Source organism: Bradyrhizobium sp. 23AC, from assembly GCF_054863025.1.
Genome location: NZ_JAVAYN010000001.1, coordinates 252,247 through 269,574, shown reverse-complemented (window position 1 = coordinate 269,574; position 17,328 = coordinate 252,247). Strand labels below are relative to the sequence as shown.

11 protein-coding genes and 1 pseudogene are annotated in these 17,328 nt (G+C 65.4%); all 12 read left to right on the top strand.

Going from position 1 to position 17,328, the window contains the following annotated elements; all coding sequences use genetic code 11:
* Positions 1 to 173 precede the first annotated feature (173 nt).
* Positions 174 to 2,498 carry a TonB-dependent siderophore receptor gene (locus RAD10_RS01260; RefSeq protein ID WP_461616006.1) on the top strand — a complete coding sequence of 775 codons (2,325 nt, stop codon included), beginning with the start codon at positions 174 to 176 and terminating at the stop codon, positions 2,496 to 2,498.
* Positions 2,499 to 2,500: 2 nt separating this feature from the next.
* Entirely contained in the window at positions 2,501 to 3,682 is a 1,182-nt protein-coding gene (locus RAD10_RS01255; RefSeq protein WP_461616005.1) for a PepSY-associated TM helix domain-containing protein, read from the top strand.
* Between the two features lie 69 nt (positions 3,683 to 3,751).
* Positions 3,752 to 4,984, top strand: coding sequence for a rhodanese-like domain-containing protein (locus RAD10_RS01250; protein ID WP_461616004.1), 1,233 nt, complete (start codon positions 3,752 to 3,754; stop codon positions 4,982 to 4,984).
* A gap of 284 nt (positions 4,985 to 5,268) precedes the next feature.
* The gene (gene serA, locus RAD10_RS01245; protein ID WP_461616003.1) at positions 5,269 to 6,513 is read left to right on the top strand and encodes a phosphoglycerate dehydrogenase; all 1,245 of its coding nucleotides are present in this window, start codon (positions 5,269 to 5,271) and stop codon (positions 6,511 to 6,513) included.
* 222 nt (positions 6,514 to 6,735) lie between these two features.
* A complete protein-coding gene (locus tag RAD10_RS01240; protein WP_026202509.1) occupies positions 6,736 to 7,755 on the top strand; it encodes a patatin-like phospholipase family protein in 1,020 nt (339 codons plus the stop codon).
* Between the two features lie 3 nt (positions 7,756 to 7,758).
* A complete protein-coding gene (locus tag RAD10_RS01235; RefSeq protein WP_461616002.1) occupies positions 7,759 to 9,213 on the top strand; it encodes a GntP family permease in 1,455 nt (484 codons plus the stop codon).
* Positions 9,213 to 10,912 (top strand): annotated as a pseudogene (locus tag RAD10_RS01230) (tannase/feruloyl esterase family alpha/beta hydrolase). The gene RAD10_RS01235 and the pseudogene RAD10_RS01230 overlap by 1 nt, the downstream one beginning before the upstream one ends.
* 48 nt (positions 10,913 to 10,960) lie before the next feature.
* Positions 10,961 to 11,440 carry a MarR family winged helix-turn-helix transcriptional regulator gene (locus RAD10_RS01225; protein ID WP_461616001.1) on the top strand — a complete coding sequence of 160 codons (480 nt, stop codon included), beginning with the start codon at positions 10,961 to 10,963 and terminating at the stop codon, positions 11,438 to 11,440.
* 12 nt (positions 11,441 to 11,452) lie between these two features.
* Positions 11,453 to 12,223 (top strand): enoyl-CoA hydratase, encoded by a 771-nt coding sequence (locus RAD10_RS01220; RefSeq protein WP_461616000.1) that lies wholly within the window; start codon positions 11,453 to 11,455, stop codon positions 12,221 to 12,223.
* Positions 12,224 to 12,345: 122 nt separating this feature from the next.
* Positions 12,346 to 14,427 carry a methyl-accepting chemotaxis protein gene (locus RAD10_RS01215; RefSeq protein ID WP_461615999.1) on the top strand — a complete coding sequence of 694 codons (2,082 nt, stop codon included), beginning with the start codon at positions 12,346 to 12,348 and terminating at the stop codon, positions 14,425 to 14,427.
* 131 nt (positions 14,428 to 14,558) lie between these two features.
* Entirely contained in the window at positions 14,559 to 15,497 is a 939-nt protein-coding gene (locus RAD10_RS01210) for a dihydrodipicolinate synthase family protein (protein WP_461615998.1), read from the top strand.
* A 374-nt stretch (positions 15,498 to 15,871) separates the two neighbouring features.
* Entirely contained in the window at positions 15,872 to 17,272 is a 1,401-nt protein-coding gene (locus tag RAD10_RS01205; RefSeq protein ID WP_461615997.1) for a selenium-binding protein SBP56-related protein, read from the top strand.
* Positions 17,273 to 17,328: the final 56 nt, after the last annotated feature.

Here is a 17,328-nt window from a genome sequence, read left to right as displayed (position 1 = left end):
GCTGCGTGTTGCGGCCGGCACGACGGCAATCGAAGATTGCCGTTCGATGCCGCTCCGTTCTTAGAACGATTCAACACTAGAGCGATTCAACTCTGCCAGCGGTTCTCTTCGCGCACAGCGGCTGTTAGACGCGCCAGCTTCAATGCTGCGTCTGACCTGGAAGTGAATCGAACGTGCGTGCTCATCTGGATGGCCAGCGCATCTGCAGCCATCGAACTCATGCCGGCAAGAGCCGTGCGGGTCTTCTGATCGGAGCGGCCGTGCTGCTCGCCGAATGCCCCTCCAACATGACGACCGCGCAGGCGCAATCGGCCCTGCCGCCGGTGACGGTGGAGGCGCCGGCACAGCGGCCGAAGCCGGTGCGTGCATCGGATCAGACGTCACGCCGCACGCAGACCGCCGCGCGCCAGCGTAATCGTAACTCCGCGCCCGCCGCACCGACGCTCTCGGAGCGCGCGGCCGCGCAAGCCGCCGCGCAGCAGGCCGCAAAGCTCGGCTACCGCGCGATGCCGAGCGCGACGACGCTGCGCAGCGGCGCCTCGCCGCTCGACACCTCGCAGTCCGTCAATGTGGTGCCCGAGCAGGTGTTGAAGGACCAGTTGCCGCGCAACATCGATGATGCCTTGGTCAATATCAGCGGCGTCACCCAGACCAACACGCTCGCCGGCACCCAGGATGCCGTGATCCGCCGTGGTTTTGGCGACAATCGCGACGGCTCGATCATGCGCAACGGCATGCCCTTGGTGCAGGGCCGCAGCCTCAATGCCGCCGTCGAAAGCGTCGAGGTGCTGAAGGGGCCTGCTTCGCTGCTCTACGGCATCATGGACCCCGGTGGTATCGTCAACACGATCAGCAAGCGCCCCGAGCTCTACCAGCACGGCTCGGTCACGCTGCTCGGCTCGGCCTACAGCTCGTCCAAGACAGGCGCCGACGGCACGCTCGACATCACGGGCCCGATCGGCGACGGCGGTCTCGCCTATCGCTTCATCGGCTACGGCGTCAGCGAGGATTACTGGCGCAATTTCGGCCGCCACAGGGAAATGCTGGTGAACCCGTCGCTGGCCTGGTACGGCGACACCACGACGGTTCAGCTCACCTATGAGCACCGTGAGTTCATCACTCCGTTCGACCGCGGCACGTCCTTCGTCAAGGGGGCACCGCTGGCAATCCCGGCGACGCGCCGGCTCGACGAGCCCTTCAACAATATGTGGGGCACCTCCGACCTGATGCAGGCTTCGGTCGAGCAGAAACTCGACGACAATTGGAAGGTCACCGCGGCTTACAGCTACAACACCGAGACCTTCAGCGCCAATCAGCTCCGCATCACCAATGTCAACGCCACGACCGGCGTCGAGACGCGCAGCAACGACGGCACCCGTAACTCGCTGAGCAACGCCAGCTACGGCACCGCCTATTTGCAGGGCGACGTCTGGATGGGCGGCTTCCGCCACGAGATCCTGTTCGGAGGCGAGGCGCTGTATCGCACGATCGATCGCCACGACTTGATTCGGCAGGCGACGCCGAGCTTCAATTTCTACAACCCGGTCTACGGACTGGTCGTGCCGGGAACGACCGTTTCGGCAACCGACAGCGAGCAGACCGACAAGCTCGGCACCCGCGGCTTCTTTGCTCAGGACACCTTCCATCTGACCAACTGGCTGTCGGTAGTTGGCGGCGTGCGCTGGATGGAATACGAGCAGCTCGCAGGAAAGGGCCGGCCTGTCTTCGTCACGAACACCAATCTCGCAGGCGACAAGGTGCTGCCGCTCGGCGGCGTCATCGTCAAGCTGAACGAGCAGCTCTCGTATTACGTGAGCTATACGCAGTCGTTGAAGCCGACCTCGACCATCGCGGCTTTCACCACCGGCTTTGTCGTCGACTCCACCATTGCGCCTGAAGAGGGAACGCAGTGGGAGACCGGGCTGAAGTTCGATGTCAACAAGCGGCTGTCAGGCACCCTGGCGGTCTACGACATCGAGAAGAAGAACGTGCTGGTGCTCGATGACATCGGCAACGGCAAGTCGGCGGCGCGCACCTCCGGCGCGGCCCGGTCGCGCGGCGTCGAATTGGACGTGACCGGCAAGCTGACCGACCAGTGGAGCATGATTGGAAGTTACGGCTATACCGATGCGCGCCTGATCAATGATCCCGTCGTCGGCAACGCAAAATTGCTGAATGTCGCGATGAACACGGCCTCACTCTATCTCGTCTACGATTTCGGCGACGCGCTCGCTGGACGTCTGCGACTCGGCGGCGGCGCGCGCTATGTCGGTGACCGGCCGGGCGACGCCGCCAACACGTTCTTCATGCCGGCCTATACCGTCGCAGACATCTTTGCGACTTACGACACGAAGGTCGATAATCTGCCGGTGACCTATCAGTTCAACGTCAAGAACCTGTTCGACAAGGTCTACTATTCATCCACCACCGGTAACGCCCTGAACGTCGCGATCGGCGATGCGCGGCGCGTCTCGCTGTCGGCCACGGTGAAGTTCTAGCCATGGCCGCGCGGCTCGGACACACCATCAAGGCGGTCCTGTTCCAGGTCCATTCCATCGCGGGCCTGGTCCTTGCTCTGCTGGTGTCCCTGATCGCGCTGACCGGCGCGATCATAAGTTTCGAGGACGAGATCGTCGATCATCTCAACGCCGGCATCATGCAGGTCGCGCCGCGTCAGGCGCCGGTGCTGATGCCTGATGCGCTGGTTGCGCGGCTGAAGGCTTCGCAGGACCTCGGCAAGGTCGCCGCCGTCACACTGTCGAGCGATCCATCTGCGGCGGTTCATGTCCGCTTTGCGCGTGACGACCGGGGCGACCGGCCGACTTCGCTCTATGTCGATCCCTATGACGCTAGCATGCTCGGCGCGCCGCGCGGCGAAGCGTTTTTCGCGACCGTGCGCCGGCTGCATCGCTGGCTGCTCCTTCCCGGCGACGGCAAGGGCTGGGGACGTCCGATCACCGGCACGGTCGCGCTCGGCCTGATCGTCATGCTGGTGTCGGGCCTCGTGCTGCGCTGGCCGCGCCGTGCAGGCAGCGTGAAAATGTGGCTGAAGCCGAATCTTGGGCTCGGTGGCCGCGCTCTGCACCGGTCGTTGCACACCGTGATCGGCACCTGGGTCCTTCCGGTCTATCTGACGATGACGCTCACCGGCCTGTATTTCTCTTTCGAATGGTACAAGGACGGCGTGACCTGGCTGCTCGCGCGTCCGCATGTCACAGCAGCGAAAATGCCCGCAAAGCCGCCGCGTGCGGCCAACTCCGAACCGGCGCCGCCAATCGGATTCGATCCGGCCTGGGTGACGTTCCAGCGTGAGGAGGGCGACCGATTCTCCAGGGCCTTGCTGACGATGCCGGCTGGTCCCGGCATGACGATACGGATCCGGTCGTGGGGGAAAGCCTCGTTGCTGGAGACCACGCGCGATGAATTCCGCATCGACGCCGTGACCGGGCAGCTGCTCTCTGCGGAGCGCTTTGCTGACAAGACGTTCGGCGAAAAGATCATCGCGGCCATCTACGACATCCATCGCGGCGAGATCCTGGGCTGGCCGGGCAAGCTCGCGTTCATGATTGCCGCGATGTCGATGCCGTTATTCGCGGTCACCGGCATCCTGCTCTATCTGTCGCGCCGCAAGCTGCGCCGTCCGGCACAGAAGCCGCTCGGGCGACTCGTTCCCGGCGAGTGAGGCGACGAGGCTAGCCAACGCGCGTCTAATCGGTCAAAAGCTCATGGCCCTCTTCTCAAGGTCCGTGCCATGAAGCTTTCCACCGTCACCCCCGCCGATATTCGCCGCGCACTGCTGTTGCGCGAAGAAATCGCGCTGCTCGATCTCCGATACGAGGCAGGCTTTGCGACGGGGCATCCCCTGTTCGCGGCCAACATGGCCGTGGATCGGATCGAGGTCGAAGCCGAGGTGCGGCTGCCGCGCAAGGACGTGGCGATCGTGCTTTACGATGACGGCGAGGGGCTGGTCGCGGCCGGCGCCGAACGTCTCGCCGCGCTCGGCTACACCCGTATCAGCGCGCTCGATGGCGGCCTGAAGGCCTGGCGCGACGCGGGCTATCAGGTCTTCGAGGACGTCAATTCCTATTCGAAGGCGTTCGGCGAACTGGTCGAAGCGCGACGGCACACGCCGTCGTTCAGCGCCGACGAGGTAGCAAAACTCATCGCGGACAACGCCAACATCGCCATCCTCGACGTCCGCCGTTTCGACGAATATGCCACCATGAATATCCCGGGCTCGGTCAGCGTGCCCGGCGCGGAGCTGGTGCTGCGGGCAGGGCAGGCCGCGCCCGACCCTGAAACCACTATCATCGTCAATTGCGCCGGCCGCACGCGCTCGATCATCGGCACCCAGTCGCTGATCAATGCCGGCGTGCCCAACAAGGTGCGGGCGCTGCGCAACGGCACCATCGGCTGGACGCTGGCGCGACACGCGCTCGATCACGGCGCCGACAGGCAAGGCGCGATCGGCTCGTTCGAGAGCGGCCCGGCCAATGCGCGCGACGTCGCCTATCGCGCCGGTGTTCGCCATATCGGCGCAAGCGAGATGGCTGCACTCGTCGCGCAAACGGACCGCACGCTCTACCGTTTCGACGTGCGCGATGCCGAGGAATATGCGGCAGGTCACCTCGCGGGCTTCCGCCATTATCCCGGCGGCCAGCTGGTCCAGGAGACCGACATGGCCGCGCCCGTGCGCGGCGCTCGCATTCTCCTGACCGACGACAGGGGTGTCCGTGCCGATATGACCGCATCTTGGCTCGCCCAGATGGGCTGGGAGGTCTATGTGGTGGAAGGGGGCTATGACGCCGCGCTCGAAATCGGCCCGCCGCGCGTGCTGCCCAAGCCCGATCCGGCCCACCGCTACCGCCGGCCCTATGAAGGCACCGACGTCGCGCAAGCCGCGATGCAGGCCTATCTCGATTGGGAATACGGGCTGGTCGAGCAACTCCGCCGCGACGGCACGCACGGGTTTTATGTGATTTGACCTTGAACGGATGGGTTATCCGTCACCCTGAGGTGGCCGCTTCTCAGCGGCGCTCGAAGGGCGACGGCCCGGCTCTCCCCGCGCGGCTGCATCGGGGCCGTTCATCCTTCGAGGCTCGCCCAGCGGTGCATTCGCACCGCAGGGCTCACGCCTCAGGATGACGGAGTGGCTGATGCGAGCATGATGGGCCATCCGCCATTTTCTCCCCGTATCCGACCCCTATTGTGCCGTGCACCGTCCGCGGTCTATGAGCTGCGACAAAGCTCATCATCTATGGAGACACCATGCCAGCCCCAGGCCAAAGCCCTGAGCGGAGTGCCAAGGCGCTGCTGCTCGAAGGCGTCAATGACAGCGCTGTCGACCTTTTCAGGGGCGCGGGCTTCACCAATGTCGAGCGGCTGACCAAGGCGCTGGATGGTGAGGATCTGCGGCGCGCGCTCAAGGGCGTGTCGCTGCTCGGCATCCGCTCGCGCACCCAGATCACCGATGACGTGCTCGCGGCCGCCGATCAGCTTCTCGCGGTCGGTTGCTTCAGCGTCGGCACCAACCAGGTCGATCTCATGGCGGCGCACAAGCGCGGCATTCCCGTCTTCAACGCGCCGTTCTCCAACACGCGCAGCGTCGCCGAGCTCGTGATCGGCGAGATCGTGATGCTGCTGCGGCGGATCTTTCCGCGCTCGGTGTCCGCGCATGACGGCGGCTGGGACAAATCGGCGACCGGCAGCCGCGAGGTGCGTGGCCGCACCCTCGGCATCGTCGGCTACGGCAATATCGGCTCGCAGCTCTCGACGCTGGCCGAAGCCATCGGCATGCGCGTGATCTATTTCGACCGCACTGACAAGCTCCGCCACGGCAACACCGAGCCGGTCGAGAGGCTGGAGGAGCTGCTGGCGCAGAGCGACGTCGTCAGCCTGCACGTGCCGGAGACGCCGGAGACCGCGGGCATGATCGGCGAGAAGGAGCTGCGGGCGATGAAGCCTGGCTCGTTCCTCATCAACAACAGCCGCGGCACCGTGGTCGATCTCGATGCGCTCGCGCGCTCTTTGCGCGACGGTCATCTCGCCGGCGCGGCCGTCGACGTGTTTCCGGCCGAGCCGTCGTCGAACTCCGATCGCTTCAAAAGCCCCATACAGGGCCTCGAGAACGTCATCCTCACCCCGCATATCGGCGGCTCGACCGAGGAGGCGCAGGAGCGCATCGGCGGCGAAGTCGCGCGCAAGCTGGTCGACTATTTCATCACGGGATCGACCATGGGTGCGGTGAACTTTCCGGAAGTGCAGCTGCATCTGCGCCCCTCCGGCGCGCGCTTCAGCCACGTCCATCGCAACGTGCCCGGCATGCTGCGCCGGCTCAACGAGGTCTTCCTCCAGCGCGACATCAACATTGCCGCGCAATATCTGGAGACCGCCGGCGATCTCGGTTACGTCGTGCTCGATGCCGATCTGGCGGGGCAGGATTCCGCGGCGCTGCTCCAGCAGATCCGCGCCCTCGACGGCACGGTCGGCGCCCGGCTGGTGTTCGAGCACTGAAGCATGATCCGGAAAAGTGCGCAGCGGTTTTCCGAAAGATCATGCTTTAACAACGACCTAGAGCGCGATGACGATTCATCCTAACCGCATCGCGCTCTAGACGGCGAGGGGCCCACGTTCCAGTTGCATTCCTTCGCCAAGGCTCTCTACACTACGCCATCGACTTCGACGCGCACGTGACAAATCGCGTCGAATTTGAGCCTCAGTTGCGTGAGTGCCGCGATGGAACCGGACACCGTACTGATTGATCTCGCACTTCAAGGCGGCGGTTCGCATGGCGCCTTCACCTGGGGCGTGCTCGATCGCCTGCTGGAAGAGAAGCGGCTTACGATCGCCGCGATCTCCGGGACGTCCGCGGGCGCGATGAACGCAGCGGTGCTGGCGGATGGGTGGACGGCCGGTGGCGCCGAGGGTGCGCGTGATGCGCTCGAACGATACTGGCGCCGCGTTTCGAAGGCGGCAGCCTTCAGCCCGCTCCAGCGCTCGCCGCTCGACCGGCTGATGGGGCGCTGGACGCTCGATACGTCGCCGGCCTACATCCTGACCGACCTGATGTCGCGGGTGCTCTCCCCCTACGACCTCAATCCGACCGGCTACAATCCGCTGCATGCGGTGCTGGCTGAGAGCATCGATTTCGAGCGCCTCGCGCGCTCGCCGATCAAGCTGTTCATCACTGCGACGCGGGTGCGCACCGGGCGAGGACGCATCTTCCGCAACGCGGAGATCACGGCTGACGTGTTGCTCGCGTCGGCCTGCCTGCCAACCATGTTCCGCGCGATCGAGATCGACGGCGAACCGTATTGGGATGGCGGCTATGCCGGCAACCCGACTATCACACCGCTCATTCGCGAAAGCGACGCGCACGACACCATCCTGGTGCAGATCAATCCGACTGAAAAGCCGGAAGAGCCGCGGACGGCTGCGGAGATACTCAATCGGCTGAACGAGATTTCGTTCAACTCGCCGCTCATGAAGGAGTTGCGTATGATCGCGCTGCTGCGTCAGGCGGCCGACCCGGGAAGCGGCGAGGGCGCGCGCTGGGCGAAGATGCGGACCCACCGCGTCAAGAGCGACATGCTCGCGAAGTTCGGCGCCTCGTCCAAGCTCAACGCCGAATGGGAGTTCGTCTCGATGCTGCACGGCGAAGGACGTCGGGCGGCCGAAACGTTCCTCGACGAGCACGGCCCGGATATCGGTCGGCGCTCGACCGCCGATCTCGACATCCTGCTGTCGGAGTGCTGAGACGTGGGGCTTCTCGGCATTCTCGTCGGGCTCGGCCTTCTCGTCCTATTCGCCTTTCGCGGCTGGAGCGTTCTCCTGCTGGCGCCGTTCGCCGCGCTCGTCGCGGCGCTGTTCGGCGGCGAGCCGCTGCTTGCGAACCTGACGCAGATTTTCATGGTGAATGCTGCTGCATTCCTGGCGCAGTTCTTCCCGATCTTCCTGCTTGGCGCCGTATTCGGGAAACTGATGGACGACAGCGGGGCGGTCGCGTCGGTTGCCACCTTCATGGCGAGACGTCTCGGCGAGCGTCGCGTGATCCTGGCGGTCGTGCTCGCCGGTGCGATGGTCACCTATGGCGGCGTCAGCCTGTTCGTCGCATTCTTCGTGATCGTCCCCATGGCCCGCTCGCTGTTTCGTGCCGCCGCGATACCGCGGCGATTGATTCCGGCCGCGATCGTGCTGGGCACGTCGACCTTCACGATGTCGGCCTTGCCGGGCACGCCATCGATCCAGAACGCGATCCCGATGCCATTCTTCGGCACGACGCCGTTTGCCGCGCCGGGCCTCGGCATCATCGCCTCCCTCATCATGGTCGGCGCGGGATTGTGGTGGCTGCGCCGCGCCGAAGCCGCGGCTCGTCGTGCGGGGGAAGGCTATGGCGAGGACATGGAGGGTGCAGCCGAACGCGCCGTCGATGACGAACTGGTCCGCGAATACGCGACCACCGCACGAGAATTCGATCCGGCCGAGATCCGGCATGGACGGCGCGGTGAAATGGCTGCTCCGGTAGTGAGTGCCATCCTGCCGCTGGCCGTCGTCGTGGCTGTCAATCTCGTGATGTCGCTCCTGGTGTTGCCGCGGCTCGATGTCTCGTATCTGAGCGAGCAGCGCTTCGGCGGTACATCGTTGGCGGCGGTCGCTGGTGTGTGGTCGGTCAGCGCCGCGCTGGGTGCTGCCATCGTCACGACCATCTTTCTCAATTGGGCCCGGCTTCCGTCACTGCGGCAGACCATGGACGCCGGTGCCAATGCATCGGTTCTTCCGGCGCTCAGCGTCGCCAGCCTCGTCGGATTCGGCGCGGTCATCGCGGCGCTGCCGGCTTTCGAAACGGTGCGCGACTGGGTGCTTGCGATCGAAGGTGGCCCGTTGGTCTCGCTCGCGGTTGCGACCAATATTCTGGCCGCACTGACCGGCTCGGCATCCGGCGGCTTGACGATCGCGCTCGACGCGCTCGGCCAGACCTATGTCGAGATTGCCGCGCGCAGCGGCATCGACCTTGCGCTGATGCATCGCGTCGCGGTGATCGGTTCGGGGACGCTGGACATCCTGCCGCACAACGGTGCGGTGGTCAGCCTGCTCGCGATCTGCGGCCTGACCCATCGCGACAGCTATCTCGACATTGTGATGGTGGGCATCGTGACGTCGCTATTGGCGCTGGTGGCCGTGATCGCCTTGGGGAGCGCGCTCGGATCATTCTGATGGCGGCTCGGCGTGAGCGATTGACGGGAGGACGAAGGTTGCATTGGCTGCGGCCAGCCGTCGACGCAACAAATCGAGAAAGCCGGGTGGAAACGATGACGCGAAAGAAAGCGAAGCTGTGTGCGTTGCTTGTAAGCTCGATGGCGACACTGGGGACGGGCACGGCGTCGGCGGCAACGCTGGCAGAAGACGCCGATGCGGTCTGCAAGGGTCTCGTCGGCGGTGCCGATGCCGTGAAGATCGTCTCCGCAGCCTTGCAGACGCCCTCGCCGATCGCCGTCGCCGAACGCGGGCCGACGCCGTCAGGGCGCATCACGCCAGTCAATCCAGCGTTCTGCAAGGTGCTCGGCCATATCGATCCTGTCGATCCCAAGGCGCCGCCGATCAAGTTTCAGGTCAACCTTCCCGTCGAATGGAACGGCCGCTCGCTGCAATATGGCGGCGGCGGTTTCAACGGCGTGCTGATCACCGGCCTTGCGCTGCCGCCGGCCTATCCCTTCGACAAGCCGTCGCCACTGGCGCGCGGCTTTGTTACCTACGGCACCGATTCGGGCCACGAGACCAGGCAAGGCGAGCCGCCGCAGGTGTTTGCGCTGAACGATGAAGCCTTCGAGAATTTTGCTCACCGCGCCTACAAGAAGGTGCGCGACGCGGCCGTCGCGCTGATGGAGCGGGCCTACGGCAAGAAGCCGGAAAAGATGTACTTCATGGGCTCGTCCGAGGGCGGCCGTGAAGGCCTGACCATGGCGCAGCGCTACCCCGAGGATTTCGACGGCATCTTCGCACGCGTGCCCGTGATCAACTGGGTCGGCCTGCAGCATGCCGGCACGCGTTCGGGCCTCGTCACCATGGGTGGGGGTGGATCAATCCGGCGCAGGAGAAGCTCGTTGGCGAAGCGGTGCGGGCGGCCTGTGACAAGGCCGACGGCTCCGACGATGCGCTGTGAGGCCGAAAAGAGCGGTGATCAGCGCCTGACCGATGCGCAGATCAAGGCGATCGATACCTTGCACGGGACCTACAAATTCCCGTTCGTGCTTGCCAACGGTCTCGATGACTATCCCGGCTGGGGCGTGTCGGGGGAGGATACGCCGGCGATTGGCCCGACCGGCGGCTGGGTGGCGTGGTGGCTCGGCACCGCGCCGCCGGCGCAGCCGCCTGCGCCCAACAACGGCATCGCCTGGATCTACGGCGCCGGCGGCATTCAATATGTCTTCGCGCGCGATCCCAAGCTCGATGTCACCACCTACAAGGTTGAGGAGCACAAGGCGCGGCTGCTCGAGGTTTCGAAGCTGATGGATTCGACCGATCCCGATCTCAGCCGCTTCCGCGCCCGCGGCGGCCGTCTGATCATGCTCGAGCATATGGCCGACTACGCGCAGAGCCCCTATGCCGGCATCCGCTATTTCGAGAGCGTCGAGCGCAAGCTCGGCAAGACCGAGACCGCGGAGTTCGCGCGGCTCTACACCGCACCCGGCGTGGATCATGTCGGCTCCGGCGCACCAATGTCGATATGCTGAGCGTGCTGGTCGACTGGGTCGAGAAGGGCAAGGCGCCCGGCGACCTCGAAGTCAGCGAGCTGAAGGTCGAGGCGCCCTCATTCGCGACGCTGCGCGCGCTGCCGCTGTGTCGCTGGCCGGCCTGGCCGCACTACAAGACGGGTGCGGTGACGGAGGCGTCGAGCTTCACCTGCGCGCCGTAACGAGGTGGCCCGTTTGACAACAAGCTCGCGCCCGGCTATCTATTTCGCATGCGAAATAAACCGGCCGACGCGCGGCATCACCGGCTGATCTACCTGCTGAGCGTCGCGCAGCGCCGCTTGCAGCGCTGGATGGCGGCGCGTCCGGAGAACGAGGTGACGCCGGCGCAGGCTGGGCTGTTGTTCATCCTCGGCAGGCAGGACGGCGTCCTGATGGGCGAGGCGGGCGCTGCGCTCGATCTGGGGCCGGCCGGCATTTCCGGCCTCGTCGATCGCACGGAGGCGGCGAAGTTGATCGAGCGGCGGGCTGATCGCGAGGACGGACGCGCCTGGCGCATCTGGCTGACGCCGAAGGGACAGACCGCGCTGGCGCAAGCAAAGGCAGGCGCGGCAGAGGTCAACGCCGCGCTGACGGACGGATTCACGGCTGCGGAGATCGACATCGTCGCGCGCTGGCTGACCAGCATTCAGGGCAAGTTTCCAAGGCCTTCAGATACAAGATCTTCAGAAACAAGACATTCAGACGAATAAAAGGAGAGACCGATGACAGAGCACGTCCGGATCGAGAACAATGGCGGAATTCTCACCCTCACGCTGGCGCGTCCCGACAAGAAGAACGCGCTGACCGATGCGATGTACGGCAAACTTGCTGACAGCATCGAATCCGCCGAGTTCGATCCGTCCGCCCGCGTGATCCTGATCCGCGGCGAGGGCGACATGTTCACCGCCGGCAACGACGTCGGCGAATTCGCCGCGGTCGCAGCCGGCAAGTCCGAAGGCGGCCGTAACGTCGTGCGCTTCATCCAGTCGCTGGCGCGCTGCACCCGGCCGCTGGTCGCCGCCGTGCAGGGCCGCGCCGTCGGCGTCGGCACCACGATGCTGCTGCATTGCGACCTCGTCGTGCTCGCCGACAACGCGCAATTGTCGACGCCCTTCGTCAGCCTCGCGCTGGTGCCGGAAGCCGCCTCCAGCTTGCTGATGCCGGCGCGTATCGGCCATGCCCGCGCCTACGAGATGTTCGCGCTGGGCGAGACCGTGCCGGCGCAGGCCGCGCTGGAATGGGGGCTCGCCAACCGCGTGGTGCCGCTCGACAAGCTCGATGCCGAGGCGCTCGCGCTGGCGCAGCGTCTTGCCCGCCAGCCGGCCGGCGCGCTTACCGCCACCAAGAAGCTGATGCGCAACGGCGAGGCGCTGGTCGCGCAGATGCAAGCCGAGGGCGAGCAGTTCGCGCTGCGCCTGCGCACCGCCGAGGCGCGCGAGGCGTTTACGGCTTTTGCCGAGCGCCGTCCGCCGGATTTCACCAAGGTCGCGTGAGGGGGCGCCGCCCGCCAGGAGGCGCGGCGGGGCACAACCGCAGGTGTTTGATTAAAGTCTTAACCAAACCTTGGCATGTCGCGATGCAAGGTGGCCGCTCGTGAAGAGTAGGCCCCCGACCCATGGCAATGTTTAAGAAATCGGTAAGCTCGCTTCTCCTGACGCTGATGGCCCTGCTGGCCGTCGGCGCGCTTGCCTCGACGGCGTTCCAGATGGCGGGGGCGTTCGGCCGCTACAGCGAGAGTCTCGAGACGGAGCGGCTTGCCGCTGCCGACAAGGCGATCTTCCAGGGCGTGCTGTCGCTGCGGACCAATCGCGGCGATGCCCAGAGTGCGTTGCTCGGCGAGGACGATCCGCGCGCCAAGCTCGAAGCGGCGGAGAAGGCCGAGCAGGCCGGCTATGAGTCCGTCGGCGCTGCGCTCTCGACCGTCGACTTCGCCCGCCGCGACGAGCTCGCCGGCACGCTGAAGCAGCGCTGGGGCGAGGCCGCGCCGCAATTCCAGCTGTTCTACGACGAGGCCAAGCGTCCGCGCGCCGAGCGCAAGCTTGAGCGAACCAACTCCTGGTACGATTCCGTCACCAAGGTCATCGACACCGCGAACCTCGCCTCCACGGCGGTGTCGAACCGCGCCTGGATGAACGATCCCTATATCGCACGCATGATCCAGGTCCGCCGCTTCGCCTGGCAGGTGCGCGACCGCTATGGCATCCATTGTTCGTCGCTGCGCTCGAACGTCAACAGCAGCAAGCCGCTCGACGACACCCAGAAGCGGTCGGTGGCGCAATGGGACGGCACCATCACCTCCGCCTGGGCGGGCATGGCCGACCTGCTCGCTGCGCCCGGCGTGTCGGCGGAACTGGTCACGGCAGCGACGGACGCGAAGGCCAAGACCGATGGCGTGCTCAAGCAGATCAACGAGCTCACCAGGAATTTTGACGGTAGCGGCAAGCCGGCGCTCCCTGCGGCAGAATGGAATACGCTCTGCCAGTCGCCGTTCGCGCTCATTGTCGGCGTCGCGACCAAGGCACTGGATCAGTCGATCGCGCGTGCCGAGGCCGTTCAGGCCAAGGCTCTCACCAATCTCGTCGTACAGTCGCTCGCCTTCCTGCTCGCGCTCGCGGTGACCATGGCCGGCGTATACGTGGTGCGCAATCGCCTGATGCGCCCGGTGCGCGCCATTCTCGACGCCATCGCCCGCATCAGCGCGCGCGACTACGCGACGCCGGTGCCGCAATCCCGGCATCCCGACGAATTCGGCACCATGGCTGCCGCACTCGAAAGCCTGCGTGAGAGCGCGGCGGCCGCAGAGCGCCTGGGCCGGGAGCGCGAGTCGCAGCAAGCCCTGCAGCTGGCCCGCTCCGGTACCGTCGACGAAGCCTGCCGCAGCTTTGATGACACCGTGCAGGCGGTGATCCACAGCGTCGTGGCCTCGACGCGGGAGCTCGATGACACCGCAACCGGCGTGCGCTCGCTGGTGTCGGAATCGAGCAGCCAGACCGCCGCGGTCTCCTCCGCCGCCGAGCAGGCCACCAACAATCTCGAGACCATCGCGGCGGCGACCGAGGAGCTCTCCGCATCGGTCGGCGAGATCTCCGCGCAGGTGCAGTCGAGCGCCCGCGAGGCCCGCGAAGCCGTGTCGCAGGCCGAGCAGACCAACGCGACGGTCGAGATCCTCGACCAGACCGCAAGCCGCATCGGCGAAGTCGTGAAGATGATCAACGCCATCGCCGGCCAGACCAACCTCCTGGCCTTGAACGCCACTATTGAAGCCGCGCGCGCCGGTGAAGCGGGCCGGGGCTTTGCCGTGGTCGCGGGCGAGGTCAAGAACCTCGCTGCACAGACGGCGACGGCGACGGAAGAGATCTCGCGTCAGGTCGAGGAGATCCAGGGCGCCACCGGCCAGGCCGTGACCGCCATCCGCGCCATCGGCGGCGCCATCAGCGGCATCGACGAGAAGATGACGGCGATTGCCGCCGCCGTCGAGCAGCAGCGCGCGGCCACCACCGAGATCTCGCGCAACTTCCAGCAGGCCGCGCAGGGTACGCGCGAAGTCACCGATACAATCGGCAGCGTCGCCAGGCTCAACCAGGAGACCGGCAACGCCGGCACGGTCTTGTCGGAATCCGTCAAGAAGATGTCGGCCGACGCCGACCGCCTCCGCGCCGCGGTCGAGGGCTTTTTGGGCGCGGTCAAGACCGCGTAGTTTCGTCTCATTCTTCCAACCTGACGTCGTGCGTTCGGCATTGCCGCCGGTCCGCGCGGCGGCTACATCTGTGCCGCCTCGCTCCGTGAGCGCAGCGCCAGACGTAAGACATATCAGGGATGGAGAGTTCGATGCCGGTCACCCCACACAAGGCCCAGCGCCCCTATCGCGGCGTGTTCCCGGTCGCGCCCACCATCTTCGACGAGCGCGGTGAGCTCGATCTCGAGGGCCAGCGCCGCTGCATCGATTTCATGATCGATGCCGGCTCGAACGGTCTCTGCATCCTCGCCAATTTCTCCGAGCAATTCGTGCTCACCGATGCCGAGCGGGAAACCGTGATGCATGCGGTGCTGGAGCAGGTCGCGGGCCGGGTTCCCGTGATCGTGACCACCACGCATTTCAGCTCTGCCGTCTGCGCCGCACGCAGCCAGCAGGCCGAAGCCGCCGGCGCCGCCATGGTGATGGTGATGCCGCCCTATCATGGCGCGACCTTCCGGGTTCCTGAGAAAGGCATCGTCGAATTCTTCAAGGTGCTCTCGGGCGCCATCACCATCCCGATCATGATCCAGGACGCGCCGGTCGCGGGCACGCCGCTGTCGGTCGAGCTGCTGGCGCGGCTGGCGCGCGATTTCGCCAACATCCGTTATTTCAAGATCGAGGTGCCGGGCGCGGCCTCAAAGCTCCGCAGCCTGATCGAGGCGGGCGGCAAGGACATCGAGGGCCCCTGGGACGGCGAGGAGGCGATCACGCTGCTCGCCGATCTCGACGCCGGCGCCACCGGCGCGATGACCGGCGGTGGCTATCCCGACGGCGTCCGCCAGATCATCGATCCCTATTTCGCCGGCAAGCGCGAGGAAGCGAAGGCCGCCTACGAGCGCTGGCTGCCGCTGATCAATTACGAAAACCGTCAATGCGGCCTGATCGCCTGCAAGGCGATGATGCAGGCCGGCGGCGTGATCAAGTCGGAGGCGGTGCGCCATCCGCTCCAGCCGCTGCATCCGGCCACGCGCGCGGGCCTGCTGGAACTCGCCAAGGAGCGCGACGCGCTGGCGCTGCGGTGGGGGAAGTAACGGGCCAAACGCGTCGCTGTCGTAGGGTGGGCAAAGGCGCGGAGCGCCGTGCCCACCATCTTTACCGACGGCGACAGGTGGTGGGCACGCTCCGCTTTGCCCACCCTACGAAGGCTGAATATTTCAGCTGTCGTCCCGGCCTTTGCCGGAACGACCCGGAAGGGGAGTTGCGCGCTCGCCTCATCTCATCGGCCCATTTCGCCTGACGGCGTCGAATTAGCGCGGTTAGGGCCGTTCCCCGCAGCTCGGCGATGACATATTGTACGCTCGCCAATCGGGCCCGCGGAGCATATCGAGACATCGTGTAACACCTCTTCATATTGCCGTTATCCCGAGCGAGGTTGGCGCGAACCGACAGAACAGGGAGGCAGTCCATGACGATGAGGCCGGATCCCACCTTTCACGCATCGCCCAGGCTTGCGATGGAAGCACCTGCGGAGAACTTTGCCTACACGTTGCTGCTCAGTCCGGATTTCTCGAAGCCGGATGCTCTCGCGGTCATCGACGTCAAGCCGGGATCGCCGACCTACAGCCAGATCGTCCACACCGTGACGATGCCCAACAAGGGCGACGAATTTCATCACTTCGGCTGGAATGCCTGCTCCTCCGCTCTGTCGCCGCTCGCCGGACATGCCTTCATCGAGCGGCGCTATCTCATCATCCCCGGAATCCGTTCGTCGCGGATCTACATCATCGATACCAAGCCAGATCCGACCAAAGCCAAGATCCACAAGATCATCGAGCCCGAGGAAATCTTCAAGAAGACCGGCTACTCGCGGCCGCACACCATCCATTGCGGGCCGGACGGCGTTTACGTGAGCACGCTGGGCGGCGGCGGCAAGGACGGCACCAACGGGCCTCCAGGCGTCTTCATCATGGATTGCGAGACGTTCGAGGTCCTCGGACGATGGGAGATCGACCGTGGCCCGCAGACGCTGCACTATGACTTCTGGTGGAACTTGCCGCGCGATTACATGGTGACGAGCGAATGGGCGCTGCCGCCGCAGTTCGAGAACGGGATCGTCCCGGAGGATCTGCTGGCGAATAAATATGGCCATCGTCTCCACTTCTGGGATCTCCGCGCCCGGCGCAATGTGCAGACCATCGACCTTGGCGCCAATCATCAGATGGCGCTGGAGGTGCGGCCTGCGCACGATCCGGTTCGCGAATACGGTTTCGTGGGCGTTGTGGTCGACACTACCAATCTCGAAGCATCGATCTGGACCTGGTGGCGCGAAGGCGGGAAATTCCATGCCGAGAAGACGGCAACGATCCCGCCCGAGCCCGCGCCAAAGGAGAAGCTCCCGCCGCTGCTGCAGGGATTTGGCGCCGTGCCACCGCTGGTGACCGACATCGACCTGTCGATGGATGACCGGTTTCTCTACGTCTCGTGCTGGGGCACCGGTGAAATGCGCCAGTACGACGTCAGCGATCCCAGAAAGCCGAAGCTTGCGGGCTCGGTCCACATCGGCGGCATCGCACGCCGTACAACGCATCCGAATGGCAAGGCCTTTGCGGCCGGCCCGCAAATGGTCGAGATCAGCCGCGACGGCAGGCGCGTGTACTGGACCAACTCGCTCTATTCCACCTGGGACGACCAATTCTATCCCGATGGGGTTCCGGGTGCGGAAGTCATGGCCAATGTCGGTCGCAATGGCGGCCTCGAGCTCGACAAGGATTATTTCGTGAGCTTCCCGGACGGCTATCGTGCGCACCAGATCAGGCTCGAGGGCGGCGACTGTTCGACGGACTCCTTTTGTTACCCGTCGGTCTAGATGGGACGCATGCGAGCCCGGCGCTTGGCTGGCTGTGGCTCGCTCTTGTTGCGAGC